This is a genomic window from Thermococcus sp. 9N3, from assembly GCF_012027685.1.
In the GTDB taxonomy this organism is placed as follows: domain Archaea; phylum Methanobacteriota_B; class Thermococci; order Thermococcales; family Thermococcaceae; genus Thermococcus; species Thermococcus nautili.
Genome location: NZ_SNUV01000001.1, coordinates 798,959 through 825,746 on the forward strand (window position 1 = coordinate 798,959; position 26,788 = coordinate 825,746).

Here is a 26,788-nt window from a genome sequence, read left to right on the forward strand (position 1 = left end):
ACACTCGCTTTGATTGGCCATGCCCGTGGTTGTCCTCAGGATTCCCGACGGTTCGGCACTGGTTAAGGTCGAGAAGGCGGAGCCGAGCGTCTACTTCAAAATCTACGACCTGCTCACCTACAAGAAGGACTACGGCAAATGGGAGAAGCCCGAGAGCCTCTACGACCCCTACGAGAAGACATTCCCCGTCGGTCTGCTTCCGAGGGTCAAGAAGTTCCTCAACAGCAAGGGCTACCGCGTTAGAATCAAGGACGAACGGCAGGTTCGCGGGGTTAAACTCAACTCAACGTGGAACGAGGACTACTCCCTGAGGCGCTATCAGCAAAGGGCCGTTAGGAAAGCCCTGAAGGAGAAGATGGGCGTTTTAGCTCTGCCGGTCGGGAGCGGAAAGACGGTTGTCGGGTTAAGGATAATCCACGAGCTTGACCTTTCAGCGCTCATCGTCGTCCACACGAAGGAGCTCCTCTACCAGTGGGCCGAGAAGGTTGAAGAGCTCCTCGGCGTTAAAGCAGGAATCGTCGGCGACAACAAGTGGAACGAGGAGAACGTAACGGTGGCCATGATACAGACCCTCCTTTCGAGGGGCGTTGACAAGCTGAAGAACGACTACGCGATAGTCATGTTCGACGAGTGCCACAGGACCTCCGCCGCCGAGAAATTTTACCAGCTTGGAATAAGCCTCCCGCAGGTTTACCGCTTCGGGCTCTCGGCGACGCCGTGGAGGCGCGTCCGCGGTGAGGAGATAAAGATTGAGGCCGTCGTCGGCCCGATAATCTACGAGGTAAAGGCCGAGGACCTGATAAGGGAGGGCTTCCTGGCCAAGCCCCGCTTTGAAGTCATAACCTACGAGTCGAGCATGCCGTCCTTCAGCGAGCGCTACAAGGAGCTCTACGAGGACGTCGTCATGAACAACGACGAGAGGAACAGGGCGATAGTGGCGAAGGCCAAGGAGCTCGTCAGAAAGGGCCACCGCGTTCTCATCGACGTAAAGCGCATAGAGCACGGCAAAATCCTGAAGGAGATGCTTGAAAAAGAAGGAATAAAGGCCGAGTTTCTCAGCTCCAAGAGTCAGAACCGCTGGGAGGTCCTTGAGGCCTTCAAGAACGGCGAGATTCCGGTTTTAATCTCGACCCTCCTAAAGGAGGGAGTTGACATACCTGAGATTTCCGCGATAATCCTCGCAGGAGGAGGGAAGAGCGACATCATGACGATACAGACCATAGGAAGGGCCTTGAGGCCGAAGAAGGGCATGAGGGCGGTTATAGTTGACGTCGCGGACGACGACCCGCTTCTCTATACGCACTTCATCGAGAGGCAGAAAGCTCTGAAACAGTACTACGGGAAGTACTACGACAAGGAATCAAAGCTCAACGAGGCAGTCACCAAAAAGCGCCGCTCTCGTCAGAGCTCTTGAGTAGCGCTCAAAGAGGTCGCGTTTAACTTTGGCAAGGCCCTTCTCGTCGGTTTTGAAGTCGACGCCCGGATATTCTATATGCCACAGAACGAGGTTCTCTGGAGGAGCGGGCGGAACCTTCTTCCTGTAAGTCCCCGCGAGCATGGCCCTAACGTCCTCCTGCTCGAGGAGACCGAGTCCGCAGAAGCGGAGCGCGTTGACGATTCTCCGCACCATCTCCCAGAGGAAGCTTTTGCCCGTGATTTCAACCACGTAGTAGCCGTGTCTTGGAACGATGCTGATGCGCGTTATCTCCCTAATCGGGTCCCTGCCCGGCTCAAGCTTCGCAAAAGCCGAGAAGTCGTGGGTTCCCTCGAAGAGCTTGGCGCATTCACGAATTTTCTCAAGGTCGAAGCCCTCATCGACGAGGTAGTAGCGGTAGGTCTTCGAGGTCGCCCAGAACCTCGGGTGGAAGTCAGCGGGAACCTCGGCAACGCCGAGAACCCAGACATCTCGGAGATGGTTATTCAGCACCTCTGGCCTCGCCAGGTCACTCCTCTCGCCGGGAACGAACGAAACCACGTTGAAGAACGCGGAAACTCCGCGGTCCGTCCGCGAGGCACCTTTAAAGTCGTTCTCTTCCGGGCTTTCGATGATTTTTAGTTTGGTCAAAACGCGGATGAGTTCCCCCTCTACCGTCCTCACTCCGGGCTGTCTTTGAAAGCCGTAGAATGCCGTTCCGTCGTAGGCCACGCGGAGAGCCAGCTTCATGGTTGGCGCTTTAGCGGAGGGTATAAAAAGCCTTCCCCGAAAATCCTCCAAGTTTCTTTACTTTTGTAAATCCAAAATTCGAACGAAATACGAAAAAATTCCAGCAAACTTGATAAAGAGGCACGAGAACCTAAAATTGGGGTGAGAGAATGGAGGAAGTCTTTGACGTTGAGGTGCTCATAAGTGTTACAAACTTCGAGCTCATGTGCGCCCTCCTTGAGAAGAGGAAAAAGAGGGACTAAAGGTAGGGCTCCGTGTAGAGGGGCCTTAGGAACAGCTCGAAGCCCGCAACGGGCATCTCGATTCCCCACTTTTCTAAAACCGCTGGGTGAATTTCGCCGATTACGCCAATGGTCTGGCCGTTTACGATTACCGTTCCAACCCTGCCGGGGATGAAGCTCGGGTGCTCGACCTCTTCAAGCTCGTATTCGAAGCCGAGATGCCTCATCACGCTGTCAAGGATTTCCTTCGCGTCGGTGAAGGTAACCCTCGGCTGGGCCAGCACGACGGCAAGCTTGCTCTCGCTGACGGTCTTCGTTTCCCTGTCCTCGTCTATCAGGGTGGCCTTGCCGACCTCAAAGAGCCTCTGCGGGTACTCCTCGTGGGTGTTCTGGCTCAGGAAGTCGAGCAAACTCGGCAGAAGCCAGTTTCTCAGCGCCGACCACTTCGGGCTTATCGGGTTCTCTATCTCGACGAGTTCAGCCGGCGGGTTGTTGAAGTAGTCCCTTCCGTATTGGAGATTCATCCTGTCATACTGGGCCTCCCTGTTGGTCAGGTTGAAGGTCATGACCTCCTGGAGGCCGAAGCCGACCATGAGTTCCCTAACGGCGTCCTCGAACTCAATGAACTTGTCGCCCCTGCCCTGAACCGCTAACTTCGGCTCCTCGGGCTCAATCTCGTTGTAGCCGTAGGCGATGAGGACATCCTCTAAAACGTCCCTGGCGTGCATTATGTCGTCGCGGAAGGCCGGATAGAGGAGCTTTGCTTTGCCGTCCTCAAGGGTTACGTCGTACATCATCCTCTCGAGGAGGTCTTTGATTTCGCCGTCGCTCAGCTCGAGGCCGGCCAGCTTCCTTATGTAGTCCAGCTCGACCTCAAACTCCTTCGGCGTTAAATCGGGCGTTTCAATCTCAAAGTCGGGATAAACGACTTTAACGCTCTTAATCTTTCCTCCGCGCTCTGCCAGGGCAGTAACGACGACGTTAAGGGCAAGCATGACCTTGTTCAAATCCCAGCCGGTGACGTCGACGAAGACGTTCCTCGTCTCCGTTGTCACCCTTCCTGTCGTTTCGGAGTTGATTATCGGGGGCATCGAGAGAACCTTACCCTCGCTGTCCACGAGGAGAGGGTAGTAGGGCTTGTCCTTAATCAGATGACCGTACTCTTTCCCTTTCTCGTGCTTTTCGAGGATTTCCTCCAGCGTAAGCTCTTCCTCGAAGCCGAGCGGTACGAACCTCTCGGTTTTCTCCCCCGCCCTGTAGTATATCGGGGGCTTCACCTTGTCGAAGTCGAAGATGCCTATTGCTACCTCCCTTCTCCTCCTTCCAAAGGTCAGAGCCACCTTCTCCTGGAGGTTAATCATCTGCTTGAGAGCCTCTTCGTCGAGGCTCAACCCCTCAACGATTGCGTAAACACCGTATGGACGGATATCCTTCAGCTTCTCGTCAACGTAAACGGTAACGTCGCTTTTCTCGACCTCGTATTTCGGCAGTCCCCTCCGGAAACCGAGCGCCCAGCGTATCTGCCTCGCTATCCCCTCGGCGCTCCAGAGGTCGGGCCTGTTGGTGTCCTTTGAGTCAGCCTTGAAGTAGATTTCACCGTTCTCCTCCCACACGTCGTCCAGCTCGCATTTGGCGTAGAGGAAGAGGTCCTCCCACTCCTCGACCGTGAACTCCTTCCCGACAAGCCTCTCCAAATCCCGCTTTGACACGTCGAACTTTGGCATCTTCAACCCTCCACGTGGGCCTTTTCGGCCTTTATCTTCTCGATGAACTTCATGAACTCCGGCAGGATTAGCTCCCTCGCGCGCCAAATCTCGAAGCCAACGACCTCTCCGTTCTCGTCGAGGTCTATGACCACATCTCCTTTCATGTCGGCATCAACAGGCTTTTTCTTCGAGAGCTGAACGTAGAGGATGTCAACATCAGGGTCGTACCTTACGCTCTGTGCCATTTCGCTCACCACACCAGCTTTGCTTCCCTCAGCCAGCGGAGGTCGTAGCTGAAGAGGTAGCGTATGTCGTCTATTCCGAGCTTGAACATGGCCAGCCTGTCGATTCCGATTCCCCACGCGATGACCGGGACGTCGATGCCCAGAGCCTTAGTCATCTCCTCGCGGAAGATTCCGGCACCGCCGAACTCGACCCAGCCAAGTTCGGGGTGGTAGGCGCTCATCTGGACGCTCGGCTCCGTGAACGGGTAGTAGTCGGGTAGGAACTTCACCTTCTTGGCCCCAGCTATCTCCACCGCGAAGCGCTTCAGGATTCCGAGGAGGTGCCTGAAGTTGAGCTCTTCTCCAACCACAAAGCCGTCAATCTGGTTGAACTCGATGAGGTGTGTCCTGTCGAGGACATCTGGCCTGAAAACGCGCTGAATTGTGAAGTACTTCCCAGGAATCTCGACGCCCTTCGCGAGCTGTCTCGCGTCAAGGGCAGTACCATGAGCCCTCGGCATGAGGAGCATCGCCCTCTCCGGAGACCAAACGTAGCCCCAGCCACGCGAGCCTGTGTCCCCACCGTGCTCGTGGGCCGCCTTGACCCTCTCAACGAGCTCCGCCTCGGGTAGGTGCCCGCTCTTCGGGTACTTGAGCTGGTATGTGTCGGTCCACTCCCTCGCCGGGTGGTTCTGGGGCTGGAAAAGGGCGTCGAAGTTCCAGAACTGGGTCTCAATCATGCTCTCAACAGTCATCTCGATGAAGCCCATCTCGATAAGCCTTCTCCTTATCTTGTCGAGGAAAGCGCGGTAGGGTTGCTTCTTGCCCGGGTAAATCCTTCTCACAGGGGCCTTTATGTCAAACTTCCTGAACTCGACCTCGCGCCATTTGCCGGACTTTATGAGTTCAGGGGTTAGAACGGAGACCTCCCGCTTCAGCTCGACTTTTGGCGCAAGCTTTTCGCCCTCCGGTGTAATCTCGACTTCCCTCTCGGTTACGGTTTCCTCCTCGCCGATTTTTCTCCTCTTAAGCTCCTTGACAGGAACGAGCTTCTCGATTTCGTTAACCGGAACGACCTCCTTCTCGGCGAGGAGCTTTAGGGCCCTGTCAATGGGCCTCTCCTCAGCTTTAAGTCCCTTCTCCGTGATTTCAAGAATTAGCTTACCATCCTCCTTCCTGACGTTCGCCCAGCCCTCCTTCCTGAGGAGGCCAACTATCGGCTTCAGCTCGTCGTCGCTGAGGACTTCCCTGAGGTCGTCGAGCGTGACCTTTCCCCTCTCTCGGAGGAGCTTTAGGGCCCTCCACTCTGGAAGGCCAATTTCAGCGTACTTCTTTCCGGTCTCGGTGAGTTTAACGACCCTCTCGCTCCTCTCGTGGAGCTTGGCCAAACCCTTCGCCTGCAGGCCGAGAACGGCCCTCATGACAGCTACCTGCTCGAGACCGGTCTCTTTAACGAGTTCCTCGAATTTCGCTTTTTTCAGTTCGTTGAGCTTGATGAGGGTGAGCTTCTCCTGATAGCTCAGCTCCATTCCAACACCTCCGGGGGAAGTGGGGTAGGGTTTACTTAAGAATTGCGGTGAAAGAAAAGGAGGAAAAATCACTCCTTCGGGAAGAAAACGACCTTGCCGGTCTTTCCGGCGCGCATGAGCTCGAAGGCCTCTTCAAACTTGTCAAAGCCCTTGTACTTGTGGGTGATAATCGGGTCGAGGTTGAGCTTTCCGCTCTGGATGAGGCTTGAGACGGTGTACCAGGTCTCCCAAAGGTGCCTTCCGGTGATGCCGTGAACCTCAAGGGCCTTGAAGATTATGAGGTTGTTGAAGTCGAGCGTGACGTCCCTCGGGAACAACCCGAGCAGGGAGACCCTTCCTCCAGGGGTCGTCGCCTTAAGGCCCTGCTCAAGGGCCTTGGGAGCACCACTGAACTCGAGGAAGACCTCAACCCCCGCTCCGTCGGTTATGCTCATGACAACTTCGACCGGGTCTTCTTCAAAGGGGTTGATGACGTAGTCAGCACCGACCTTCTTGGCGAGCTTTCTCCTGAAGTCGCTCGGCTCGCTCACGATGACCGGGTAAGCACCGCTCGCCTTCGCGACGGTTATGCCGAGCAGTCCGAGCGGGCCGGCTCCGGTTATGAGCGTGCTCCTGCCCGCTATCGGGCCTGCAAGAACGGTATCAACTGCATTGCCAAGGGGCTCCTGGAGTGAGGCGTATTCGGGCTTCATGTCCTTGGGGTTCTTCCAGGCGTTCTGGGCCGGAACGATGGCGTAGGTCGCGAAGACACCGTCCATATCGACGCCGAAAATCTTGGTGTTCTGGCAGACGTGGTAGCGGTTGTGCTTGCAGGCGTAGCACTTTCCACAGACGATATGTGTCTCCGCACTTATGTAGTCGCCCTCCTGAAGGTCCTCAACACCTGGGCCAACCTCGATGACCTCTCCAGCGACCTCGTGGCCCATAATCTGGGGCGGTTTAATCCTGCTCTGCGCCCACTCGTTCCACTCGTAGATGTGGAGGTCGGTTCCGCAGATGCTCGTCGCGAGAACCCTGATAAGAACCTCGCCCGGCCCGGGCTTGGGAACGTCAACCTCAACGAGCTCCGCCCCGTAGGCAGGTTTGGTCTTCATAATAGCGGGCATTTTTTCAGCCATGGCAACCATCTCCTTAACCTTACAATGGGAATCTAAACGGGGACGATATAAACCTTTTGTGTTCATCGAGTCCTTAAGGCCCATCACTGGACAGAATTGTGTAGGTGCATACGCAGAAAGCGACGTACCGACGGAAGTTCAATCGGAAACCTTATATCCTCAACTCCCAACAGAGAAGCTTAGAGGGGTAGCGATGGCACTGATAGTCGTAACGGGGCGTGGCGGAGCCGGCAAAACAACCACAACGGCGAACCTTAGCTCTTACCTTGCCATGAAGGAGTACCGCGTTCTGGCCGTTGATGGCGACCTCTACCTGCCCAACCTCGGTTTTCACTTCGCCCTAGACACGGTTAAATACACAGTCCACACCCTCCTAAAGAACCCGGACGTTGACCCGGAGTGGGCCATATACCGCCACAAGGAAACCGGCGTCTACGTGATGCCGGGGAGCACACAGCTTCAGGACGTCCTTGGAATCTCTCCGAGGAGGCTCGTTGACATCCTTGAGAGGGTGAAGTACAAGTTCGGCGTCGTTTTTGTCGACTCCCCCACGGGTGTTCCCTTTGATACCCTCCCAACGTTTCAGGTCGCCAACTATCAGCTTATAGTCGTTGAAATAGAGCGTTCTCCGATTTACTCGTTCGAGACTATGGTTAAGAACGAGATAGAAAAACTGAAGGCCCTCGGGGAGAAGTACAACCTCAACATCGGCGTCGTCCTGAATAAGGTTCGCGAGAGCGCCGATGTCGTTGATAAGATAATAGAAGCCATAGAAGAGGATTTGGACGTCCCGGTTCTCGGGTGGGTTCCCTTCGACTACAACGTCCCCGAGTCCATAAACGTTGGAGTTCCGATAATCAAGTACCTCCCCAACAGCGACGCCGCCGTCGCGTTCAAGGAAATCGGAGAAGTCCTCGAGGAATGGATTTTCGGCTGATTCTGGGGGTGTTGAAATGGAGTTTGAGGAGCTCGTTGAGAAGGTCGTTAAGGGAGAGGTAAAGCTCCACCAGGTTGAGAAGTACACGGACAAGAGAACCGCGACCGAGGTCAGGAGAAAGGCCCTTGAGAAGAAGCTCGGCGTGAAACTTGAGCACATCGGGCACTACAGCATAGACCCCGAGCAGGTCATCGGCAGGAACATCGAGAACATGATAGGCGTCGTCCAGATACCCATGGGCGTTGCCGGACCGCTCAAAATCAACGGGGAATACGCGAAGGGCGAGTTCTACATACCCCTCGCCACAACAGAGGGGGCGCTCGTTGCCAGCGTGAACCGCGGTTGCTCCGCCCTGACTGAGGCAGGTGGCGTCAAAACGACGCTCATAGACGACAAAATGACGCGCGCTCCTTTACTCAAGTGCCCAGATGCGAGGAGGGCGAGGGAAGTCGCGGAGTGGGTGAAGGAGAACATCGACTACCTCCAGGAGAAGGCCGTCAGCAAGGTCACCAGGCACGGAAAGCTCAGGGACGTTAAGCCCTTCATAGTGGGCAACAACCTATACCTGCGCTTCGAGTTCGAGACCGGCGACGCTATGGGAATGAACATGGTGACGATAGCGAGCGAGGAGATAATGAAGGTCATCGAAGAGAAGTTCCCCGACGTTCGCTATCTCGCTCTCTCTGGCAACCTCTGCGTTGACAAGAAACCCAACGCGATGAACTTCATCAACGGACGCGGTAAGACGGTGATAGCGGAGGCAATAATTCCGCGTGAGATAGTCGAGAGGAAGCTGAAGACCACTCCGGAACTCATTGCAGAGGTAAACTACCGCAAGAATCTCGTCGGCTCAGCCCAGGCTGGCTCTTACGGCTTCAACGCCCACTTTGGCAATATAGTCGGGGCAATATTCCTCGCCACGGGGCAGGACGAGGCACAGATTACCGAAGGTTCACACGGCATAACCCTCGCCGAAGTTACGCCTGAGGGAGACCTCTACATCAGCATAACAATGCCGAGCCTCGAAATCGGAACGGTTGGGGGAGGAACGCGCGTCCCGACCCAGAGGGAGGCTTTAAGCATTATGGGCGTCGCTGGAGGGGGCGACCCACCTGGAACAAACGCCAAGAAGTTCGCGGAGATAGTTGCGGGAGCGGTTTTGGCTGGGGAACTCTCGCTCCTCGCGGCGATAGCGGCGAAGCACCTCGCGAAAGCCCACAAGGAGCTGGGACGCTAAAGGGAGACCTTCACCACCTTTCCCTTCTTCTCCGAAACCTCGTACATTTTCCTGACCGTCTTCTCATCGAGCTCGGTGGCAGGCCCCTTGACCTGCTTGGGGCCGAAGAGGTGCTCAACCTCCGCGAAGATTACGGCCAGGAGAATCGCCGTCCAGAAGCCTATGTGAAGCTCGTTCTCGATATAAATGACCCCCGAAGTTGCGGCGAAGTCTATGAGAAAACGCCACCACTTTCCCTTCCTCTTGGTGCCCTTGAGGCTCTCAAGCTCGTCCTCAGCGAGGGCCCTGAAAAACTCTCCGAGGTTCTTTGGATGGATTACAAAGACTCTCGGTAAGGTTTCGTTGATTAAAACCAGCTCATCTTTAACCGAAAGGACGAAGACGTAGCGGTTCTCTCCTTTAACGTCAATCACGAGCAGTCCCGCGTTCTTTCCAGGTGGCTGCACGATTGAGAAGCTCTCTGGAGTAGGGTTCTTGAACTCTAGTGCCGAGGGAAAGGCCGCCCTAACCCGCTCCGGCGGAACGTTGAGCTCGTAGTAGAGGATTGGAACGGCGTTGACGAACTTCATCGGAGAGAAAACAACTTCACGCTTTAAATGGTTTTCGCCCCGCGTTGGTAAGGCAGGCTTTAAAAGGGCAGAGGGAAAACGGGAAAGGGGATGATGAGCGCTTTTCCCTCACTCTGAGGCGTGATGAGGAGCCGATGCTCTGACCCGCTCCCGCTTTTTGTAGCCCCTTCTGAAGTTCTCAATAACCCCAGAGAGAAGAAAGAGAAGGGCCATGTATGAGGAAACCTCGTTGAGAGCGTCGTTTTTGTAGCCCAAGTAGCCGAGGAGGATTGCCAAACCCCAAAGAGCGGCCTGGACGATGTTCACAACGGTGTCGAGCTTGAGCCTCTTCACACCGAGTATTTCTTCAGCAACCCTTCTTAGCCCGTTTTCTCTACGTATAACGAACTCATAGCTCTCCTTGGCATTTTTAATAACGTGAGCGCCTTCAGCAACGTAATAGATGTCTTCTGGCGTTTTGATAACCGTTGCACTACTCTCCGACATGAGAATCTGATAAAGTGCCCAGTACAGGCTCTCCACGTCAGGGCTAGGCAGGGCTATATAAGTCCCCGCCAGTTTTCTGACATCAACATCCCTAGAGTCGAGCACGAAGTATCTGACAACGAACTTCGCCTTAACCATCAATAAAAGTAAGAAAAAGAACTTAAAAAGTTAGCTCCCGCTCAGCTCCTGAATCTTCCTTCTCACTAAGGTGCTCACGAGCTTGCCGTCGGCCCTTCCGCGGAGCTTTGCCATTGCCCTTCCCATTATCATGCCCATCGCGCCCATTCCCTTGGCCTTGATGACGTCTATGTTTGCCTGGATTACTTCATCAATGATTTTCTCAGCCTCTTCCTCGCTGAGGAGCGTTAACCCCTTCTCCTCTGCCACCTGCTCGGCGGTCTTCTCCGGGTTCTTCGCGAGCTCCTTGAATATCTCCTCAAAGGCCTCCTTCGCTATCCTACCATCGAGGTAAAGCTCAAATGCTTCTCTGATGTGCTCGTCCGTGATGTTCTCAATCGGAACCTCCTTCTTGAGGCCCTTGAGGACGACCACGAGGATTGAAGCGGCCAAAGACGGCTTGATTCCCTTCTTCACGAGCTCCTCGAAGAGCTCGTCGCGCTCGTCGTTTACGAGGGTCTCGGCAAGGCTTTTGTCAATCCTGTACTCCTTCACGTAGCGCTCAACCCTCTCCTGCGGGAGCTCGGGCAGGTTCGCCTTAATCCTCTCCTTCTCCTCAGGCGGAATGAAAATCGAGGGTATGTCAGTCTCGGGGTACATTCTGGCCTTTCCTGGGAGCGGGCGCATGTATTGAGTGTTTCCATCGGGCAGGGCCCTCCTCGTCTCCTCTGGGACGCCCTCAATGGCTTCCCTCGCGCGCTTAATCACCTCGTGGAGGGCCTTCTTTGCGGTCTCCTCGTCCGCCGCGACCAGAACGAAGGCGTCGAGCTCTCCGAGGTTGAGTTTTTCAATAACTGCATTAACCTCTTTTTCTGTAATTCCATAATTCGGCAATTCATCGATGTGGAAGATGCCCTTCACGTACTTCTTCGCCCTGTCGGCCATCTCAGTGCCGAGCCTCCTGCCGGGCTGAATTTCCCTGCCGATTAAACCCCTGAACTTCGGCAGTTTGACTGCCAAAACCTTACCGCCCTTCTTTATCGTTCTTGCGATTATCTTGGACCCGGTGTTCTCGAAGACGTCGGTAACGTCGTAGAACTCCTCCTTGATGTCCTCGGGCTCAACGCCCCTTTCGCGGAGCTCGTCCCTTATCTTGAGCAGGTTGAGCTGTCTCTCAACTTCCCTCTCGATGATGAGCGGAATCATGTCGAGCTCCTGCACTCCCTTAATCTCGACGCGGGCGCCACCTTTAATCGAGACGTTCAAATCTTGCCTTATCGTTCCTAAGCCGCGCTTGACCTTCCGGGTGGCCCTCAGGGCGTCGCCGATGTATTTAGCGACCACCTTGGCCTGCTCCGGGTGGTGTATGTCCGGTGTCGTGCTTATCTCAACGAGCGGGATGCCGAGGCGGTCGAGACGGTAGATTACCTCCTTCTCCTTCCTCTCGACGATTCTGCAGGCGTCTTCCTCAAGGCATATCGTCGGGATTCCAACGCTTCCCCACGGAGTATCAACCCTTCCGTCGAGCGCTATTATCGCCGTCCTCTGGAAGCCCGAAACGTTCGAGCCATCAATGACGATTTTACGCATGAAGTGGACCTCGTCAACGGGCTTGGCGTTCAGCAGGTAGGCAATCTGGAGGGTAACCTCCAAAGCCTCCCTGTCAGGCCCCCTTGGCGGTTCCTCGTCCATGTAAACGAGGTCGCTCAGCTCGTAGTTGCCTTCGTAAATGTACTTCCTCCCCTTCTTGAACTCCTCAAGGGCCGCGGGGTCAATTTCTCCGAGCTCGCTCATCGTGGGCCTGAGGCGTCTTTCAAAGGTGAAGTCAACCTTCTCGGTCAGCTCGCTCGGAACGGGCGAGAACAGCTTCTTGGTATCGAGCTGTCTGTGAATCTCAAGGCCGACCTTAAGGCCGAGCTCCTTGTAATCGAACTTCTCGGTCATCTTAACACCTCCAGACTGGTTCTCAAAAAGTCATCGTCGAAGGTTGCAATCTTACCTATCCCGTAATATTCACAGGCGGACGCAATCAGGGAATCGTTCGGGAGCAGACCAAACTTTTTCCGTATTTCGCGGGAGAGGCGCACGACTTCCCAGGTTTCGTCGAGGAAAACCAAAGCATTCGAGGCCAAGAGCGAGGTTAGGAGTTCATCAAAGGTATCAACTGGCTTGTAGAGGTCGGGGTTTTTGGAAAGCTCTTTCCTGAGCGAGTAGAACTTGTAGCTTCCCTTGAGCTTCGTGTAGTTTCTCGCGAGTAGCTGAAAGACGACCTCCCCGTATATTGTGGGGGTTATTGCGAGGTTGTACTCGCTAACCAAACGCTCCATTAGCTCGACTCCACGCTCTTCGCCAAGCAAATAGTCTATCCAGACGTTTGAGTCAACCATTACTAGCTCTCTTGAGAACGTACTCATGGTACGCCTCCTCCCAATCAACGTCCTGAGTGTCCCTAAGCTCCCTAAGTGCCCCCGCATACTTCCTCACAATCTCCACCGGATTTGCAACAACTACCTCGACCTCGGTTCCCTCGGGCAGGTTGACGTTATCGAGGGGCTTGAAAACGCCGTTCTTGTAAACGGCCCGGATTCCCATCCCAATCACCTCAAGAACGTGTCGTACCTCGTGTAGGGCGTAATCTCACCGGCGTAGTTCGTCAGCATCATCTTCCTTACCTCACTAAGCTCCCTCGTGTGGCCGAGGACCCACATGAGCTTGACGTAGGCCGTCTCTGGCAACATGTCCTCACAGGGTATCGCCCCCGCCTTCAGGAGCTTCCTGCCGTTGGAGTAGACGTTTAGGTTCACCCTGCCGTAGAGGCACTGGCTCGTGACGCAGACTGCCACGCCTTCCTCGACCGCGCGCTGGACGTGGGGGATGAAGTCCTGCGGAACGTGACCGAGACCGGTTCCCTCTATCACAACACCCTTGTAGCCCTTATCAACGAGGAAGTCGAGGAGCTCACCGCTGATTCCTGGGTAGATTTTCAGGATTGCAACCTTTTCCTCAATCTTCGTGTCGGCTATGACTTCTCCCTCACTTCTCCTCCTGTAGTCGCTCCTGAGGAACTCTATCCCACCTTTCGGCCATATCCTTGCTATCGGGACGTCGTTTATACTCCTGAAAGCATCGCGCCTGCTGGTGTGCATCTTCCTGACCTTCGTTCCACGGTGGGCTAAACAGTAGGTGTCGCTCGTCTCGCCGTGCATCACCACCATGACCTCGGCAGCGTCACTCGTCGCCATCTTGACCGCGCAGGTGAGGTTCATAGCAGAATCACTGCTCGGCCTGTCGGAGCTCCTCTGGGCTCCAACGAGGACGACGGGCTTCGTCAGGTTCCTCAGCATGAAGCTCAGGGCCGAGGCGGTGTAGGCCATTGTATCAGTTCCGTGTGCTATCACAACGCCGTCCTCACCGCCGTTGATGGCTTTGGCCACTTCCTCGGCAATCCTAACCCAATAGGCCGGCTTCATGTCCTCGCTTAAAATGTTCATTATGAGTTCAGGCGTAACGTTGGCCATCTCGAATATCTCTGGGACGGCCTTCGCAAGCTCCTCGGCGGTGAAGGCGGGGTGAACAGCTCCAGTCTTGTAGTCAATCCTACTCGCTATCGTTCCACCGGTTCCGAGAATCCTGACGTTCGGGAGGCCCTCCTTCCGCGGGAGAACTTCCTTGAACTCCATCTTCGGCTTCTCGACGGCCTTCTCAAGGATTTCAACGCTTTCAATCGCATCGATGAGAACGCCGACGTTGTAGCCGTTGTCGAGCTTTATCGTCAGCGTTTCGCCGGGCGAAAGCTCGTAGGGTGGCATCACGAGGCCCTCAAAGGTAATTCTCTCGTCCCCTTCCCTCTTGACGACCCTCACGAGGTCGCCTACCTCAAGTCCATGTCTCTTCATGAACTCCTCAACCTTCCTCATAAGCATCGCCTCGCTCACTTCAACCGATGAGAATAGGGGCTCGGCTTATAAGGGCTTTTGCCTCAACGCTCGGCAATCATAAACCTCGGCTCCTCAATCCACTCGCTCTTACAGCGCGGACAGCGGGAGGGAATGTTGATTTCGGGCCTGAAAACGAAACCGCACTTCCTGCACTCGGCGGGCTTGACGAGCAGAACCTTTCCCTCGCGCTTCAGGGTCTTTTGAATCGCCTTGAGGTCCTCCAGAATGAGCTTTTTGCTCCCCTTGCCCCGGATTCCGAGAACCTGGGCTAACTCGCTCACGGAATAATCCCGCTCCTCCAAAAGGCTTATTATCCGTTCCCTCCGAGTGGCCATCGGAGGAACTTGGGCGGAGGAATAAAAAGCTTTAGGGTGGGACGATGATAGTCGAGAAGGCCGAAAGGGTTCTTGAGGAGCACAAACTCTGCGACCACTGCCTCGGCAGGCTCTTCGCCAGGCTCGGTAAGGGGACTAACGAGGAGCGGGGGAAAGCAATAAGGTTCGTCCTCAACATGGAGCGCTCCGCGAGAGGACTGGAGCCAATAGCTGAGCCAGAGGAGTGTGAGCTCTGCCACAACGTCTTTGAGAGGATTCCCGAGCTCGTGGAGGCCATGGAGGAAGCGAGCAAGGATATCGAGTTCGAGACGTTTCTCGTCGGTTCCCGCTTCCCGGAGGAAATCAAGGAGAAAGAGAAGGCTATCTGGGAGGAGTTCAATATTGACACCGCCGAGCCGATAAACCGTGAGTTCAACCGCGAGCTCGGCAAGGCCTTTGGGAGGGCAACGGGAAAGGAAACCTCGAAGAACCCCGACCTTGTTTTCATAGTCGAGCCGTTCTCCGATAAGGTTGAGCTTCAAATCAACCCGGTTTACGTTTACGGGCGTTATAGAAAGCTCGTGCGCGGGATTCCCCAGACGCCCCTGCCCGACTTCGAGGACAGCGTAGCCTCGATAATCTGTCGGGCGTTTTCGAAGGCCTTCGAAGGTAAGTGCGTCTTCAAAGGCGCGGGGAGAGAGGACGTTGATGTCAGAACCCTCGGCAACGGAAGGCCCTTCATAGTTGAAATTAAGAGCCCGAGGAGGAGAAGGGTTGACCTCCGGAAGATAGCGGAGGAGATAAACGCGAGTAGGAAGGTGGAGGTTCTTAATCTTCGCTTCGTCTCGGCGAAGGAAGCCGAGGAGGTTCTAACGAAGAATCACCGAAAGGAATACCTCGCGCTCGTCCTCGTCGAAGAGGGCGTAACGCAGGAGGAAGCCGAGGAAGTTGCGAGAAAGCTTAGGGGACTTGAGATACACCAGAGAACACCCTGGCGCGTCAGGAAGGCGAGGGCCGACAAGGTGAGGGTGAGGAAGGTTCACGAGGCCGAGGCGAGGTGGGTTGACGAGAAGCACTTCGAGCTTCGTCTCGTCACCGACGGGGGGCTCTACATCAAGGAACTTGTTTCCGGCGATAAAGGCCGAACGAAGCCGAGCGTTAGCGATTTGCTCGGGAAGAAAGCCTGGTGCGAGAGGCTCGACGTGCTGAACATCCTGGACGAGTAGAAACGTTTTCCCCAGAAATCTTTTTATATTTCCTCTGTAGAGTTGGATTAGGTGGCAGGTATGTCATGGAGGTTTCTCCCAGCGGTGTTTGTTGCATTGCTCACGATTGGCTTGGTCAGCGGTTCTGCGGTCATACTTGCACCGCCAGAAGGTATGGCAACGTATCCAGAGGTGATAGCGGGTGTAGGGAACGATGGGGCTGGAGGCTTCATCGTCGTTGTTCCGTTCAACTTGACCCCCAATGGAACGCCAGTGGTCTCAGGGGCCTGGATTGGGGACTTCTACCCCAACGGCTCGATTAAGTGGGGCGAGAACGTAAAATGTGCCCCGTTGTACCCCTCACCGAGAATTTTCAGGGCAACCGCCAACGGCTCAATCCTTCTCATCGGGCAGAGCGACGAGGGAAATCACACAGACATCTGGGTGATTAAACTCGACAGGGACGGAAAACTCCTGTGGTCCAAGGATTACCTGCTCAACGTGAGCCCGGGCTGGATAATGACCGTTGACGACGCTGTTCAGGCGGGAAATGAGATACTCATCGCGACCCACGTTGACAGCTTCAGGGGGAACGAGCAGGTCACGGTTCCGGTCGTCCTGGCACTCGACGGAAACGGGAAACTCCTCTGGGCCGGGGAGTACAGGATACCTCACGGCCCCAGGGAACTTTACAGCACGGCGATTGGAAAGGGTGGGGACGGATACTACCTGATACTGCACGATGAGAGGAACTGGTACTACCTGAGGCTCGATAAAGAGGGCAACCCAGTTGGAACGTGGAAGGTGACGAGTTCGCTCAAGGGGTTCTTCATAAAATCGGCGCTCTCGCTGGGGAATACAGTCTACTTTCTCGGAGGTTCCTCAAACGGGACGGTTCTTGGGGCAATCGTCGGGAACTCCACCATCTGGGCCAAGCTGTACACCCTGATTCCTGAGAAAACATGCACTGAAAAAAGTGAAAACGTCACCGTCCTGAGCACGAGAACATCTTCAACGGAACCGGCACCGGCGCTGACCGTTTCGGGGAACTACCTCCTTTTCCAGCCAACTGTCGTTGAGGCCTTCAGGCTGGCCTGCAACGATGGCCTTAACACCACCTACGCGGTCATAAAAACCGACACGATGGGAATAGTGGTTGGTAGCTTTGTCGCGGTCTCCAATGGAATGCCATGGGAAAAAACGACCCTGCCTGAGTTCTTGTCAGAGCCCGTGGGAGTGAGCGCAAACGGGAATTCCTTCATAGCCATCTGGAGGGAAACAACCGCCTCAGGAGCGGTGCTGTACTTCCGGGGCTTTGCAATACTGTCCAACCTGCAATCAAAACCAGAGGGCCCCGTCATTGGAACGTACGGCTTCAGGGTCAACGTAATGCCTGTGGACGTTGAACTAACTCCCGGACCAGTGGCCACAAAGGGAGAACTCGGAGTGAAGACAGTGGACGAACCAGTAACCATCGAGAAAACACAGGGAGTTCCTGTCAAGGTATTCACAACAGAGGAATCCCCCGAAGGGAGCATCTGCGGGCCGGGAATCATCCTTCTACTTTCGCTTCTCGTTGCACTGCGGAGGCGCGGATGACTTTCCTTTTTCCACCTTTTGAGTGAAAGATTTATAAAGGGGCCCTTGTAGGTTTTAGTGATTCCCAGGGGGTTAGTCCTAAGTCTAAACGGAGCGAAAAGCGTTCCCCCTTGAAAAATCCCGTGTCGTAAATCCGAGTTTGCCCGTTGGGGCCCGTAAAAGTTGAGAGGTGGTGGAAATGGTTCAGAAGGCGCACAGCTTTAGGAGGAAGACCAGGGGTAAGCTCAGCAAGAAGCCGAGAAAGAGGGGTCTTCCCCCGCTCACCAGGTTCCTTCAGGAGTTTGAGGTCGGGCAGAGGGTTCACATCGTCATAGAGCCGAGCTACCACAAGGGCATGCCCGACCCGAGGTTCCACGGAAGGACCGGAACCGTCGTCGGCAAGCGCGGCGATGCTTACATCGTCCAGATAAGGGACGGGGGTAAGGTTAAGACCTTCTTCATACACCCGGTTCACCTCAGGCCACAGAAGGGATGAGCATGATAGGCCGTAAAAAGCTCGGGGAGCGCTACCTCACGATAGCCGAGACCAGGGAGCTCCTCGAGCGCAGGAAAGAAGAGGGCATGGAGGAGAATCCCGAGGAGCCGATGTTCTACGAGGCAAGGGTTAGCCTTGAGCATGCCGAGAAGTTCGCCAAGCTCAGCCCAGAGAAGGCGAAGGAGCTCAAAGAGAAGCTCATGGAGCTCTTTGACTGGATTGACGACAGAATAGCCTCGAAGATAGTGGACATCCTCCCCGAGGACTACCTCGACATCAGGGTCATCTTCGCGAAGGAGGACTACATGCCCTCGCCCGAGGAGGCCGAGGAGATAGTCAAGCTCGTTGATGAGTACCGGCCCCTCGACTGATTTTCTCCTTTTCTTAGCGTGAGGAAAGTATAAAAACTCCGGGCCAAAATAAGTTCTGGGGGAGAGAGAATGGACAGGTACAGGAGACATTCTTACCGTGAAAGCCTCGAGAAGAAGAGGCGAAACCTTGAATATGAGGAGTACGCTTACGTGCTCGACTACCTTCCCGAGGGGTACCTCGATATCTCAACCGGCAGGCGAAGCGGGAAGCCAGTTGCCCAGGTGCTCGGTGAGAAGGCCTTCACGCTCCTTGAGGTAACGCCCAAAGAGGACCTAATGCTCTACGAGAGGGTTTTCATCGGCAAGGGGAACCGTGATAAAATCCTCCTCATCAACAAGAAGATAACCTACAACGACCTGACCGACACGGCCAAAGCGGAACTCCCCTACGTCGTAGAGGAGATTGTTAAGAACAATGAAGAACGCTTCATCCAGTTCTTCAACGTTGCCCCCCCGATAACCAACAGGCTCCACAGCCTCGAGCTCCTGCCGGGCATAGGAAAGAAGCACATGTGGGAAATCATTGAAGAGAGGCAGAGGGAGCCCTTCAAGAGCTTTGAGGACCTGAGAAAGCGCGTTAAGGGCCTCCCCGACCCGGTCAAGATGATAGCCAAGAGAATCGTTGATGAGCTCCAGGACAAGGACCGCTACAAGCTCTTCGTCGGCCACAGGAGGATTTTCAGGGGATGAGGGACGAGCTCTTCTCCCTTATTTACAAGTACAACCTCAGACCCAACCGCGACCTCGGCCAGAACTTTCTGATAGTGCCCGACATCATCGAGAGGAACGTCGAGAGGGCAGAGCTGAGCGAACGCGATGTCGTTCTCGAAATCGGGCCGGGACTGGGCGTTCTCACAAAGGAGCTCGCCGAGAGGGCGGGAAAGGTCTACGCCATCGAGAAGGACAGGCGGATAATAGAGATTCTGAGGAAGGAGTATGCCTGGCCAAACGTTGAGCTCATCGAGGGGGATGCAGTTAAGGTCGAGTGGCCGGAATTCAACAAGATGGTTTCCAATCTGCCGTATCAGATTTCCTCGCCGGTGACATTCAAGCTCCTAAAGCACGAGTTCGAGCGGGCGGTTTTGATTTACCAGCTTGAGTTCGCCGAGAGGATGGTCGCGAGGCCGGGGGATAAGAACTACTCGCGCCTCTCGCTGATGGTTCAGGCGAAGGCCAACGTCGAGCTCGTCGAGAGGATTGGCAAGGGCGCCTTCTGGCCGAGACCGAAGGTTGATTCAGCCGTCGTCGTAATCGAGCCAAAACCGGGGGACGAGCGTATAGAGCTCGACGAGAACCTCGTCAAGGCCCTTTTCCAGCACAGAAGGAGCACGGTCGCTTCGGCCCTCAAGAAGTCAGCCCATATGCTTGGGATTGACAAGAGAAAGCTCAAAGAAGTGAGAAACCTGCTGAACTCCGTCCCCCACTCGGGCAAGAGAGTCTTCCAGCTCGGCCCGGCTGAAGTCAAGGAGATTGAAGAGCGCCTGAGGGATGAGGGGATTATAGGGGCTCCTCACCCGTGAGCTCGCGGTAGAGCTCCCTCAACAGTTCTCGGTTCGTGTTTTCAAGCGCCCTTGCCCGGGAAAGGGCCTCCTTAGCGTCCTCCGAGAGGAGTCCCTCAAGCCTCGTCAGGATTCTGTCAGAGAGGTCTTCAAGCTGAATCAGGTACTCTATTATTTCGCCGACGTTGCCGGAGTAGACCAGCCTCCAGAGCCTGTCCTTTAAAATTTTGGGGCCGGGTGTGTCAACCTTGGGCGGTTCCGGAGATTCCCCCGGAAAAAGCTCGCGGAAGAGATTAACGTAGCCCTCTGCTCGTTTGAGGGAGTTCTCATAAAGGTGCTTGAAAAGCCTCGGCACCCTCTGGTCCCAGGTTACCTCGCCGCTCATCTCGTAAAGCTCATAGTAGAGCTCGGCCCTCTTGAGCTCCTGCGCGATTATATGCGAGAGAATTTCCTTTGGACCGAGCCTCGAAAGCTCCTTCAGCACTTCATCAACCCAGTCGGGAACGGCTCCCCCTTCCATGATTACCCCCATCACTGTTGGCCGATTGGTTTTTAAAACCCATCGCGTACGGCGGGACATGCGGATAGTGCTGATAGACGGCTACACCGATGAACCGGCGGGTCTCGGCGTTCCGCCCTACCTTGGAATCTACCCCAGATATGCCTACGGCGCGATAAAGAAGGCCCGAAAGGACGCTCAGGTATTCTACCTGACGATTGACGACCTGCGCGCGACCTTCCTCGGTGAGAGGGGGATAGAGACGAGGAACAAGACCCCCAACTTTCCAAAGACCAGAGAGATTCTGGAGAAGGCCGATTTGGTAGTTTACATTGGTGGTCTGCACACACCCGGAAAATACCTCTCAGCCGTCCCTGGAAGCGTTGAAGAGGTGGCACGGTTCCTGAGGGACGTGAAGGCGATCAAAATCCTTGGTGGGCCAGCTTTTATGGGTTCGGCCTCGATGGGAGGCGTTAAAATCACGAGCAGGGAGCTCCAGCTGGCCGAGAGCGTGTTTGACCACGTCGTCTACGGAGACCTGGAGGCTTTTCTCTTCGATTATCTAACCAATCCGAAGGACGCAGACCCTCTCAGGTTCAGAGACTATAACGAATTACGCGATTATGCAATTATTGGGTCAGAAGTTGTGAAGCAGTTTCCAGATTATCCCGACTTCGTCATCGTGGAGATTGAAACCCAGCGGGGCTGTCCAAAGGCCATGGGAATAGGCGGCTGTTCCTTCTGCACCGAGCCGGTGAGATACAGGAAAGTTGAGGACAGGCCGATTGAGGATGTTGTTGCGGAAGTAAAAGCCCTCTACAACCTCGGTGTGAGGCACTTCAGGGTTGGAAGACAGAGCTGTATATTCTCCTACATGGCGAGGCCGAACGGACGCGTTCCGGTTCCCAATCCCGATGCCATTGAAAAGCTCTTCGCCGGAATCCGGTCGGTCGCACCGGACGTTAAAACGCTCCACGTGGACAACGCGAATCCAGCAGTCATAGCCAACTACCCGGAGGAGAGCGTCAGGATTGCAAAGGCGCTCATAAAGTACGGGACGCCGGGCAACGTTGTTGCCTTCGGCCTTGAGAGCGCCGACCCCAAGGTTGCCAAGCTGAACAATCTGAACGCGACCGCCGAAGAAACCTACGAGGCAGTGAAGATTCTCAACGAGGTAGGCGCGAGGAGGGGCTACAACGGAATGCCCTGGCTCCTGCCTGGGATAAACATCATCTTCGGCCTGCCGGGCGAGACGAAAAAGAGCTACGAGATAACCTTCCAGTTCCTTAAGAGGCTCCTTGACGACGGGCTGATGGTGAGGAGGATAAACATAAGGCAGGTCGTAGTCTTCCCAGGAACGCCCCTGTGGCACATGCGGAACAAGGTCAGGACTGAAAAGCACAAGCGGCTGATTCAGCACTACCGGCACAAGATAAGGCACGAGATTGACCTGCCGATGCTCAAGAGGGTCGTCCCCGTTGGAACTGTGCTGAGGGACGTTCGGGCAGAGGTTTTCGACAATGGCCTGACCTACGGAAGGCAGATAGGGAGCTACCCACTCATCGTAGGGATTCCCAAGGAAGTTTCCCTCAACCGCTTCTACGACGTTCTCATAGTTGACCACGGCTTCAGGAGCATAACGGGAGTTCCCCTTCCGATAAACGTGAACCGCGAGAGTCCGAAGGTTCTGCAGCTCATCCCTGGAATCGGAAAGAAGACCGCAACCAGAATCCTCGCAAAGAGGCCCTTCAAGGACGAGAATGAGTTCTTCAGGGCTGTTGGGGAGGATAAAAGGGAAATCCTGGAGGGAAAAATCAGCCTGTAGCCGAGACTATCTCTGGGTTTTTGCCCTCGGGCCACTGGAACCCTATGATGTTCTCAATGAGAACTATCTCCGCGCGAAGGGTTTCGTCCGTTGTCCCCTCGATAACGAGAAGACCCTTGCGGGGGATGTAAACGCAATTGCACTTCGCGCCTTCAGCTGGCCCGATGAGGAGGACCGTTAGCACTTTTTCGTTTCCGAGGGCTCCCCTACCTATCTCGAACTTTGTCCAGAAGCTTAGATAGGCCACATCGTGTCTCAGCTGGGTCTGTTCGTAGGCGTATTCCTTTGCGCTGGCATTGTCATAGCCCTTGGACTTCGCGAGCAGATAGTAGTTCATTGAAAATATGCTCGACACTAGTGCGGAAATCTCAGTAACAGCGGCCGTCCTGAACTGGCAACTTCCAGGGTAAAGATTGGGATTAGTCTTGCACTCTTGAACATCAGGGCTCCCTAAGACTATCACAAACCTATCATAGAGACCTCTCAGCGTAAGGTTCAGGTCAACCTCTGGACTGCCCGTTATGTAACTTTTGAGTGTTATGTTAAAGGCCTTTGAACCGGGAGGAAGAGACTTCTGAACCTGACTGTACTGAGCTGGATTCATGATGTAGAACTGACCGCCAGAGTACAAAACCACGTAGTGAGATTCGCCCTTGGGATTTCCAGGGTTAATGACATTGGAGAACTTTGAGTAGCTATAGAGAACGTAGGAAACTGGCGCCAGAACAACTAGCAGTACAATGATTAGAGCAACTGTCTTTTTGTTCATTCAGAAGACCTCCCAGGGAATAAGAAGCGAAGATAAAAGAGGGGAAGGAGTTCACTCCTTCGCGAGCTCAGCGATGTGCTTCATGAGCTTCTCGGCGGCAACCCTGGTCTCGTTCCTGGTGGCACCAGCAACGATGACGACGTCGTAGCCACCAAGGGCGTCCTGGAGGTACTCAACGTCGCCAGCGCTGTTGTACCAGTCAACCTTGCTGACGTTGTGCTCGACGAGGTACTTGGTAACGCTGTTGGCAACCGGACCGCCGACGAGGATGAGGTTGCTTCCTGGGTCGTTGACGTTAATCTCGTAGTCCATGTAGACAATCGGCTCGGTGACCGGCTTGAGCTCAACGGTGGTAGCGGTGGCGTAGATGCCCTCGATGGTGTAGTCGCTGTCCGGAATCTTGTCGCCGACCTTGAGCTCCTTCTCGACGACCTTGCCCTCCTTCTCCTTGAGGCAGATGTAGGCGTAGGCAACAAGGTAAGCCTTGCCCTTCGGGGCCTCTACGAACTCCTCAGTGGCCGGGTTGTAGTACTTGTCGTAGGTCTTGCTCTCGAACTTGTACTTGAGGTCGTAGACGCCGAAGACGTCAAGCGGGTTGCCCTCCTTCTTAACGGCGTTGACAATGGTTATGTTAGTGATGTACCACTTGCCGTCCTTGAGGGCGGTGTTGACGGTAGCGTTCCATCCGTCGGCCGGGTGGAAGACCGGACCGAGGGTCTCGATGTCATACTCAGCAGAGATGCTGGCGATGATGTGGTTGTCGATACCGACGAAGGTGTCCTCAAGGGTAAGCACGAGACCAGCCTTGCCTCCGGCCTCGCTGAGGCTGTCGTAGGCCTCAACCTGGCCGTCCTCCTCGACGAAGTACTTCGGAGAGCTCTTGTCAAGGATGACCTGGCCGGTCTGGGCGCCGGTGGCGGCGTCCTTGACTATGACAAGGGCCCTGGTCTCCTGGAGGTTGATGTCGAGGACGGTAACGACCCAGTTGGTTCCCGGAATGGTCTTGCTCTGGCCAACCTCGTACCACATCGGGTTGTCCTCAGGTATCATACCGGCGGTGAAAGTGCCGTTGCCAACCTCAAGGACGTGGTACTCCTTACCGAGAACGGTGAAGTCCATACCAGCACCAACGCCCGGGAAGACCTCCTTGACGATGGTACCGCCGTTGGCGGCAACCTCCTCGGCGTCGCCGATGTAGTACTTGGTAACGCTCTTGCTCTCAGTTGTGGCACCCCACTCGGGCTCTCCAATGGTGACTTTCTTAGTCGTGGTGACGCTGTAGTTGTAGAGGACGTAGTCAACGAGGATGTTGAGCTTACCCGGCTCGACGACGATGTCAGCCTTCTGCGGAGGAGCGGTCTTAGTCCAGTTGCTCGGGTCGATGCTCTTAAGAGCAGGGTTCTCTATGGTAACGTGCCAGTCAATGCTGTACTTGCCGGCCTTGTCCTTACCCTCAAGGGTAACCGGAACGTTAAATGCAGCCTGCCACTCGGTGTAGTTGGCAGTAAAGGCCGCACCGTTGTACCAGTAGTCGCCAGGAAGCTCCTTGTAAGAGGTGGCCCACTCACTTATGTTGCTAACTCCGTGGTCCTCGGTTATAGTGGTGAAGTTGTAAGCGTAGATAGTCCACATGGCCTCGGTCTCAGGCGGGTACTCAGCCTTAACCTTAACGTAAGCGTTCTGGGCCTCAACCTGCTTGGTGGTGTAGAGCAGGCTTCCAAGGGCGACAGCTATGTCAGCGGCGCTCGCAACGTCCATAGCAGCAGCGTTGCTTCCAACCACGATTTTAACGTTCGGGGTACCGTCAGACTTGACGAAGAAGCTCTTCGGTATCTTCTGAACATCGGTAGTGGCGCTGGCGAAGCCGATGGTGGCGCCAATCATTGCGGCACCAACAGCAAGTGCCGCGATTTTCTTCACCTTCATTTCACAACACCTCCCTAAGTTGTTGGGCTAAAGCCCCATCTAAGTGTTGTCACTGTCATTTGGCGCCCAAAGGGTATATATACTTTTCGCTTTCAGACCCTTTCACTGGCCCAAAAAAGCTCGCCGATTGCCGTAAATGATAAAAGAAAGCTTAACTAAATGCCTATGGCAAATTCGCCTTTTGCCGATAATATCATTGGTTTGACATAAGGGCCTTTTTAACTGGTCTGCTCGTGAGCTCGTTAACGAAACCTCCAAGGTCAGTCAAAGTGTTCTGGAGTTCTCCCGCGGTAACGTCTATGATTTCTGGCTCAAGGATTGAGATGGCAACAGGAGCGTACTTGCCAACCAGCTGGAACAGCGTCTCAAAGTTCGACAAGAGCTCAACCGCAAGGAGTCCCTTGAACTCTCCGTCTTCCTCTGAGCCCTCAAGTGCCATGACGTTTATCAAACACCCCTCCAGCGACAGGGCCTTTTTCATGGTTTCCTCAACAGAAGCTCTGTCTTTGCCGGAAACCTCTATTACAAGGCGATATCTGATGTACCTGTCGTCGAGAATTAGGGATTCAATTTCTTCCCTCGAATACCCAATCCTAGGTTCTGGAACCTCGCTCAGGTCCGGATAGGCCGCGAGACTGCCAAATTTGTTCATCAGCTTCCCCATTACGAGGGATACATCCCCGAGAATCTTCATGAGGCTCTTTGAGTCCAGTTCGATTTTACCGGGAGCGAGAACTTCAACGATGGCAGGACCGTACTTTAGGACGGCATTGACAACTCCCTCAAAGGTTCCCCGAACTTTCGCCTCTATTACTGCGGAGTACTTGAGTACCCCTTCCCCCTCCATTATATCCTCGGGGTTAATTTCGAGAACTTCGACCAGGTTCTCCCCCTTTAGCTCTTTCACGATATTTTCTACAGCGCTTTCCAAAGCTTTCTTGTCGTTGGAAAGGCCTTCGATGTAAAAAATCGCCTCAATCTTATCCATTTTCACCACCACATCCCCGGATAGCGCCTTTTCTTGTAGGTGCCAACTATCGGGATTCTCTCACCGCAGTACTTACACCTTCCGTCCTCGGTGATATTGTACTCGGTAATCTCAAAGCCGTAGCGGACTATTAAAGGCTTTCCACACTTGGGGCAGTAAGTGTGCTCACCCGGATGACCCGGCACGTTGCCGATGTAGACGAACTTCAGGCCCTCTTCTTTAGCTACGCGGTAGGCCATCTCTATCGTCTCGAGCGGTGTCGGTGGAAGGTGGAGGAGCTTGTAGTGCGGGAAGAAGCGCGAGAAGTGCACCGGCGTGTCGTCGCCGAGTTCATCGACAACCCATCTGGCGAATGCCCGTATCTCCTCTTCCTTATCGTTGAGCGTCGGGATTATGAGATACGTTAACTCGACGTGGATTCCAAAGTCCTTCTTCGCTATTACCGCCGTCCTCCTGCTCGGCTCACCGCTCGGAACTCCGGCTATCTTCATGTAGAACTCGTCGCTGAAGGCTTTGATGTCGATGTTCATCGCGTCGATGTAGGGCGCGAGTTCTCTAAAAGGCTCCTCGTTGATGTAGCCGTTGGTGATGAGGAGGTTGTAGATTCCTTCCTTCTTCGCGAGCTTCGCCGTGTCGAGAACGAACTCGTACCAGATTACGGGCTCGTTGTAGGTGTAGGCTATGCTCTCGCAGGAGTAGCGCTTCGCTATGGCAACGACCATCTCGGGCGTCATGTCGTGGAGGTATGGAAAGCTTTCATCCGCCTGGCTTATCTCCCAGTTCTGGCAGTGCTTGCAGTGCATGTTACAGCCGACAGAGCTTATCGAGAGCGCGCACGAGCCGGGCCAGAAGTGGAAGAGCGGTTTCTTCTCCACAGGGTCGGCTCCGATGGCTGAAACCTTGCCGTAGTTGAGCGTGTAAAGTTTTCCTCCGACGTTCTTCCTAATCTTACAGGAACCCCTCTTGCCCTCGTTTATGATGCAGTTGAGAGGACAGAGCTTACAGCGAACCTTGCCTCCCTCAAGGGGCTCCCAGTAAAGGGCCTCCTTCATGGCTCTCACCTAAGAAGAAC

27 protein-coding genes are annotated in these 26,788 nt (G+C 54.7%); 10 read left to right on the forward strand and 17 right to left on the reverse strand.

Going from position 1 to position 26,788, the window contains the following annotated elements; genetic code table 11:
- Positions 1-25 precede the first annotated feature (25 nt).
- Positions 26-1,414 (forward strand): DEAD/DEAH box helicase, encoded by a 1,389-nt coding sequence (locus E3E30_RS04445; protein WP_042693090.1) that lies wholly within the window; start codon positions 26-28, stop codon positions 1,412-1,414.
- On the opposite strand, the gene truA is transcribed toward E3E30_RS04445, so the two are convergent.
- The 5 genes from truA to tdh form a co-directional block, all read right to left on the reverse strand.
- Positions 1,361-2,164: a tRNA pseudouridine(38-40) synthase TruA gene (gene truA, locus E3E30_RS04450; protein WP_167728567.1), complete on the reverse strand. Its 804-nt coding sequence runs from the start codon at positions 2,162-2,164 to the stop codon at positions 1,361-1,363. The two genes, E3E30_RS04445 and truA, sit on opposite strands and share 54 nt — an antisense overlap.
- Positions 2,165-2,402: 238 nt before the next feature.
- Entirely contained in the window at positions 2,403-4,109 is a 1,707-nt protein-coding gene (gene pheT / locus E3E30_RS04455; protein WP_167728568.1) for a phenylalanine--tRNA ligase subunit beta, read from the reverse strand.
- A gap of 2 nt (positions 4,110-4,111) precedes the next feature.
- On the reverse strand, positions 4,112-4,336 hold the full coding sequence (locus E3E30_RS04460; RefSeq protein ID WP_167728951.1) for a DUF2283 domain-containing protein: 225 nt from the start codon (positions 4,334-4,336) through the stop codon (positions 4,112-4,114).
- Positions 4,337-4,341: 5 nt separating this feature from the next.
- Positions 4,342-5,844 carry a phenylalanine--tRNA ligase subunit alpha gene (locus E3E30_RS04465; RefSeq protein WP_167728569.1) on the reverse strand — a complete coding sequence of 501 codons (1,503 nt, stop codon included), beginning with the start codon at positions 5,842-5,844 and terminating at the stop codon, positions 4,342-4,344.
- A 68-nt stretch (positions 5,845-5,912) separates the two neighbouring features.
- Complete coding sequence (gene tdh / locus E3E30_RS04470; protein ID WP_042689212.1) at positions 5,913-6,962, reverse strand: L-threonine 3-dehydrogenase; 1,050 nt, start codon at positions 6,960-6,962, stop codon at positions 5,913-5,915.
- A gap of 193 nt (positions 6,963-7,155) precedes the next feature.
- Here tdh and E3E30_RS04475 point away from each other — a divergent pair, with 193 nt between their 5' ends.
- Both E3E30_RS04475 and hmgA read left to right on the forward strand, forming a co-directional pair.
- Entirely contained in the window at positions 7,156-7,899 is a 744-nt protein-coding gene (locus tag E3E30_RS04475; protein WP_042689209.1) for a MinD/ParA family protein, read from the forward strand.
- A gap of 16 nt (positions 7,900-7,915) precedes the next feature.
- Complete coding sequence (gene hmgA, locus E3E30_RS04480; protein ID WP_042689207.1) at positions 7,916-9,136, forward strand: hydroxymethylglutaryl-CoA reductase (NADPH); 1,221 nt, start codon at positions 7,916-7,918, stop codon at positions 9,134-9,136.
- Here hmgA and E3E30_RS04485 read toward each other — a convergent pair.
- The 7 genes from E3E30_RS04485 to E3E30_RS04515 all read right to left on the reverse strand — a co-directional run bounded on the left by E3E30_RS04485 (position 9,133) and on the right by E3E30_RS04515 (position 14,581).
- The gene (locus E3E30_RS04485; RefSeq protein WP_167728570.1) at positions 9,133-9,705 is read right to left on the reverse strand and encodes a hypothetical protein; all 573 of its coding nucleotides are present in this window, start codon (positions 9,703-9,705) and stop codon (positions 9,133-9,135) included. The two genes, hmgA and E3E30_RS04485, sit on opposite strands and share 4 nt — an antisense overlap.
- 108 nt (positions 9,706-9,813) lie before the next feature.
- Positions 9,814-10,329 carry a hypothetical protein gene (locus E3E30_RS11410; protein ID WP_167728571.1) on the reverse strand — a complete coding sequence of 172 codons (516 nt, stop codon included), beginning with the start codon at positions 10,327-10,329 and terminating at the stop codon, positions 9,814-9,816.
- Between the two features lie 30 nt (positions 10,330-10,359).
- Positions 10,360-12,252, reverse strand: coding sequence for a Glu-tRNA(Gln) amidotransferase subunit GatE (gene gatE / locus E3E30_RS04495; RefSeq protein WP_167728572.1), 1,893 nt, complete (start codon positions 12,250-12,252; stop codon positions 10,360-10,362).
- Positions 12,249-12,722 carry a type II toxin-antitoxin system VapC family toxin gene (locus E3E30_RS04500; RefSeq protein WP_167728573.1) on the reverse strand — a complete coding sequence of 158 codons (474 nt, stop codon included), beginning with the start codon at positions 12,720-12,722 and terminating at the stop codon, positions 12,249-12,251. Before E3E30_RS04500 ends, gatE begins: the two co-directional genes overlap by 4 nt.
- Positions 12,688-12,900, reverse strand: coding sequence for an antitoxin family protein (locus E3E30_RS04505; RefSeq protein WP_167728574.1), 213 nt, complete (start codon positions 12,898-12,900; stop codon positions 12,688-12,690). Before E3E30_RS04505 ends, E3E30_RS04500 begins: the two co-directional genes overlap by 35 nt.
- Positions 12,901-12,905: 5 nt before the next feature.
- Positions 12,906-14,225: a Glu-tRNA(Gln) amidotransferase subunit GatD gene (gatD, locus tag E3E30_RS04510; RefSeq protein WP_167728952.1), complete on the reverse strand. Its 1,320-nt coding sequence runs from the start codon at positions 14,223-14,225 to the stop codon at positions 12,906-12,908.
- 62 nt (positions 14,226-14,287) lie between these two features.
- The gene (locus E3E30_RS04515) at positions 14,288-14,581 is read right to left on the reverse strand and encodes a transcriptional regulator (protein WP_167728575.1); all 294 of its coding nucleotides are present in this window, start codon (positions 14,579-14,581) and stop codon (positions 14,288-14,290) included.
- Between the two features lie 44 nt (positions 14,582-14,625).
- Between E3E30_RS04515 and E3E30_RS04520 the strand changes: the two genes are divergently transcribed.
- The 6 genes from E3E30_RS04520 to rsmA all read left to right on the forward strand — a co-directional run bounded on the left by E3E30_RS04520 (position 14,626) and on the right by rsmA (position 19,730).
- Positions 14,626-15,786, forward strand: coding sequence for a tRNA pseudouridine(54/55) synthase Pus10 (locus E3E30_RS04520; RefSeq protein ID WP_167728576.1), 1,161 nt, complete (start codon positions 14,626-14,628; stop codon positions 15,784-15,786).
- Positions 15,787-15,846: 60 nt separating this feature from the next.
- On the forward strand, positions 15,847-17,364 hold the full coding sequence (locus tag E3E30_RS04525; RefSeq protein WP_240922598.1) for a CGP-CTERM sorting domain-containing protein: 1,518 nt from the start codon (positions 15,847-15,849) through the stop codon (positions 17,362-17,364).
- Positions 17,365-17,542: 178 nt separating this feature from the next.
- Positions 17,543-17,839: a 50S ribosomal protein L21e gene (locus E3E30_RS04530; RefSeq protein WP_042689191.1), complete on the forward strand. Its 297-nt coding sequence runs from the start codon at positions 17,543-17,545 to the stop codon at positions 17,837-17,839.
- 2 nt (positions 17,840-17,841) lie between these two features.
- Positions 17,842-18,210: an RNA polymerase Rpb4 family protein gene (locus tag E3E30_RS04535; protein ID WP_042689190.1), complete on the forward strand. Its 369-nt coding sequence runs from the start codon at positions 17,842-17,844 to the stop codon at positions 18,208-18,210.
- Positions 18,211-18,279: 69 nt separating this feature from the next.
- Positions 18,280-18,900, forward strand: a complete 621-nt coding sequence (locus E3E30_RS04540) for a DUF655 domain-containing protein (protein WP_042689188.1) — start codon at positions 18,280-18,282, stop codon at positions 18,898-18,900.
- Complete coding sequence (gene rsmA / locus E3E30_RS04545) at positions 18,897-19,730, forward strand: 16S rRNA (adenine(1518)-N(6)/adenine(1519)-N(6))-dimethyltransferase RsmA (protein WP_167728578.1); 834 nt, start codon at positions 18,897-18,899, stop codon at positions 19,728-19,730. The genes E3E30_RS04540 and rsmA overlap by 4 nt, the downstream gene beginning before the upstream one ends.
- On the opposite strand, the gene E3E30_RS04550 is transcribed toward rsmA, so the two are convergent.
- Complete coding sequence (locus tag E3E30_RS04550; protein WP_167728579.1) at positions 19,708-20,241, reverse strand: rubrerythrin; 534 nt, start codon at positions 20,239-20,241, stop codon at positions 19,708-19,710. The two genes, rsmA and E3E30_RS04550, sit on opposite strands and share 23 nt — an antisense overlap.
- 46 nt (positions 20,242-20,287) lie before the next feature.
- Between E3E30_RS04550 and E3E30_RS04555 the strand changes: the two genes are divergently transcribed.
- Positions 20,288-22,033, forward strand: coding sequence for a radical SAM protein (locus E3E30_RS04555; protein WP_167728580.1), 1,746 nt, complete (start codon positions 20,288-20,290; stop codon positions 22,031-22,033).
- On the opposite strand, the gene E3E30_RS04560 is transcribed toward E3E30_RS04555, so the two are convergent.
- The 4 genes from E3E30_RS04560 to amrS form a co-directional block, all read right to left on the reverse strand.
- Entirely contained in the window at positions 22,023-22,802 is a 780-nt protein-coding gene (locus E3E30_RS04560; protein ID WP_042689181.1) for a hypothetical protein, read from the reverse strand. The two genes, E3E30_RS04555 and E3E30_RS04560, sit on opposite strands and share 11 nt — an antisense overlap.
- Positions 22,803-22,853: 51 nt before the next feature.
- Complete coding sequence (locus E3E30_RS04565) at positions 22,854-24,728, reverse strand: S-layer protein (protein WP_167728581.1); 1,875 nt, start codon at positions 24,726-24,728, stop codon at positions 22,854-22,856.
- A gap of 193 nt (positions 24,729-24,921) precedes the next feature.
- The gene (locus E3E30_RS04570) at positions 24,922-25,716 is read right to left on the reverse strand and encodes a hypothetical protein (RefSeq protein ID WP_042689176.1); all 795 of its coding nucleotides are present in this window, start codon (positions 25,714-25,716) and stop codon (positions 24,922-24,924) included.
- Positions 25,717-25,718: 2 nt separating this feature from the next.
- The gene (gene amrS, locus E3E30_RS04575; RefSeq protein ID WP_167728953.1) at positions 25,719-26,768 is read right to left on the reverse strand and encodes an AmmeMemoRadiSam system radical SAM enzyme; all 1,050 of its coding nucleotides are present in this window, start codon (positions 26,766-26,768) and stop codon (positions 25,719-25,721) included.
- Positions 26,769-26,788: the final 20 nt, after the last annotated feature.

Excerpts from the sequence above, each read along its gene's own strand:
- E3E30_RS04460 (WP_167728951.1), bottom strand. The coding sequence starts at position 4,336 with ATGGCACAGAGCGTAAGGTACGACCCTGATGTTGACATCCTCTACGTT.
- rsmA (WP_167728578.1), top strand. The coding sequence starts at position 18,897 with ATGAGGGACGAGCTCTTCTCCCTTATTTACAAGTACAACCTCAGACCC.
- E3E30_RS11410 (WP_167728571.1), bottom strand. The coding sequence starts at position 10,329 with ATGGTTAAGGCGAAGTTCGTTGTCAGATACTTCGTGCTCGACTCTAGG.
- pheT (WP_167728568.1), bottom strand. The coding sequence starts at position 4,109 with ATGCCAAAGTTCGACGTGTCAAAGCGGGATTTGGAGAGGCTTGTCGGG.
- E3E30_RS04485 (WP_167728570.1), bottom strand. The coding sequence starts at position 9,705 with ATGAAGTTCGTCAACGCCGTTCCAATCCTCTACTACGAGCTCAACGTT.
- E3E30_RS04525 (WP_240922598.1), top strand. The coding sequence starts at position 15,847 with ATGTCATGGAGGTTTCTCCCAGCGGTGTTTGTTGCATTGCTCACGATT.
- E3E30_RS04570 (WP_042689176.1), bottom strand. The coding sequence starts at position 25,716 with ATGGATAAGATTGAGGCGATTTTTTACATCGAAGGCCTTTCCAACGAC.
- E3E30_RS04540 (WP_042689188.1), top strand. The coding sequence starts at position 18,280 with ATGGACAGGTACAGGAGACATTCTTACCGTGAAAGCCTCGAGAAGAAG.
- E3E30_RS04505 (WP_167728574.1), bottom strand. The coding sequence starts at position 12,900 with ATGGGAATCCGGGCCGTTTACAAGAACGGCGTTTTCAAGCCCCTCGAT.
- tdh (WP_042689212.1), bottom strand. The coding sequence starts at position 6,962 with ATGGCTGAAAAAATGCCCGCTATTATGAAGACCAAACCTGCCTACGGG.
- gatE (WP_167728572.1), bottom strand. The coding sequence starts at position 12,252 with ATGACCGAGAAGTTCGATTACAAGGAGCTCGGCCTTAAGGTCGGCCTT.
- E3E30_RS04565 (WP_167728581.1), bottom strand. The coding sequence starts at position 24,728 with ATGAAGGTGAAGAAAATCGCGGCACTTGCTGTTGGTGCCGCAATGATT.
- E3E30_RS04555 (WP_167728580.1), top strand. The coding sequence starts at position 20,288 with ATGCGGATAGTGCTGATAGACGGCTACACCGATGAACCGGCGGGTCTC.
- truA (WP_167728567.1), bottom strand. The coding sequence starts at position 2,164 with ATGAAGCTGGCTCTCCGCGTGGCCTACGACGGAACGGCATTCTACGGC.
- E3E30_RS04475 (WP_042689209.1), top strand. The coding sequence starts at position 7,156 with ATGGCACTGATAGTCGTAACGGGGCGTGGCGGAGCCGGCAAAACAACC.
- amrS (WP_167728953.1), bottom strand. The coding sequence starts at position 26,768 with ATGAAGGAGGCCCTTTACTGGGAGCCCCTTGAGGGAGGCAAGGTTCGC.
- E3E30_RS04515 (WP_167728575.1), bottom strand. The coding sequence starts at position 14,581 with ATGGCCACTCGGAGGGAACGGATAATAAGCCTTTTGGAGGAGCGGGAT.
- E3E30_RS04465 (WP_167728569.1), bottom strand. The coding sequence starts at position 5,844 with ATGGAGCTGAGCTATCAGGAGAAGCTCACCCTCATCAAGCTCAACGAA.
- E3E30_RS04530 (WP_042689191.1), top strand. The coding sequence starts at position 17,543 with ATGGTTCAGAAGGCGCACAGCTTTAGGAGGAAGACCAGGGGTAAGCTC.
- E3E30_RS04535 (WP_042689190.1), top strand. The coding sequence starts at position 17,842 with ATGATAGGCCGTAAAAAGCTCGGGGAGCGCTACCTCACGATAGCCGAG.
- gatD (WP_167728952.1), bottom strand. The coding sequence starts at position 14,225 with ATGAGGAAGGTTGAGGAGTTCATGAAGAGACATGGACTTGAGGTAGGC.
- E3E30_RS04550 (WP_167728579.1), bottom strand. The coding sequence starts at position 20,241 with ATGGGGGTAATCATGGAAGGGGGAGCCGTTCCCGACTGGGTTGATGAA.
- hmgA (WP_042689207.1), top strand. The coding sequence starts at position 7,916 with ATGGAGTTTGAGGAGCTCGTTGAGAAGGTCGTTAAGGGAGAGGTAAAG.
- E3E30_RS04520 (WP_167728576.1), top strand. The coding sequence starts at position 14,626 with ATGATAGTCGAGAAGGCCGAAAGGGTTCTTGAGGAGCACAAACTCTGC.
- E3E30_RS04500 (WP_167728573.1), bottom strand. The coding sequence starts at position 12,722 with ATGAGTACGTTCTCAAGAGAGCTAGTAATGGTTGACTCAAACGTCTGG.
- E3E30_RS04560 (WP_042689181.1), bottom strand. The coding sequence starts at position 22,802 with ATGAACAAAAAGACAGTTGCTCTAATCATTGTACTGCTAGTTGTTCTG.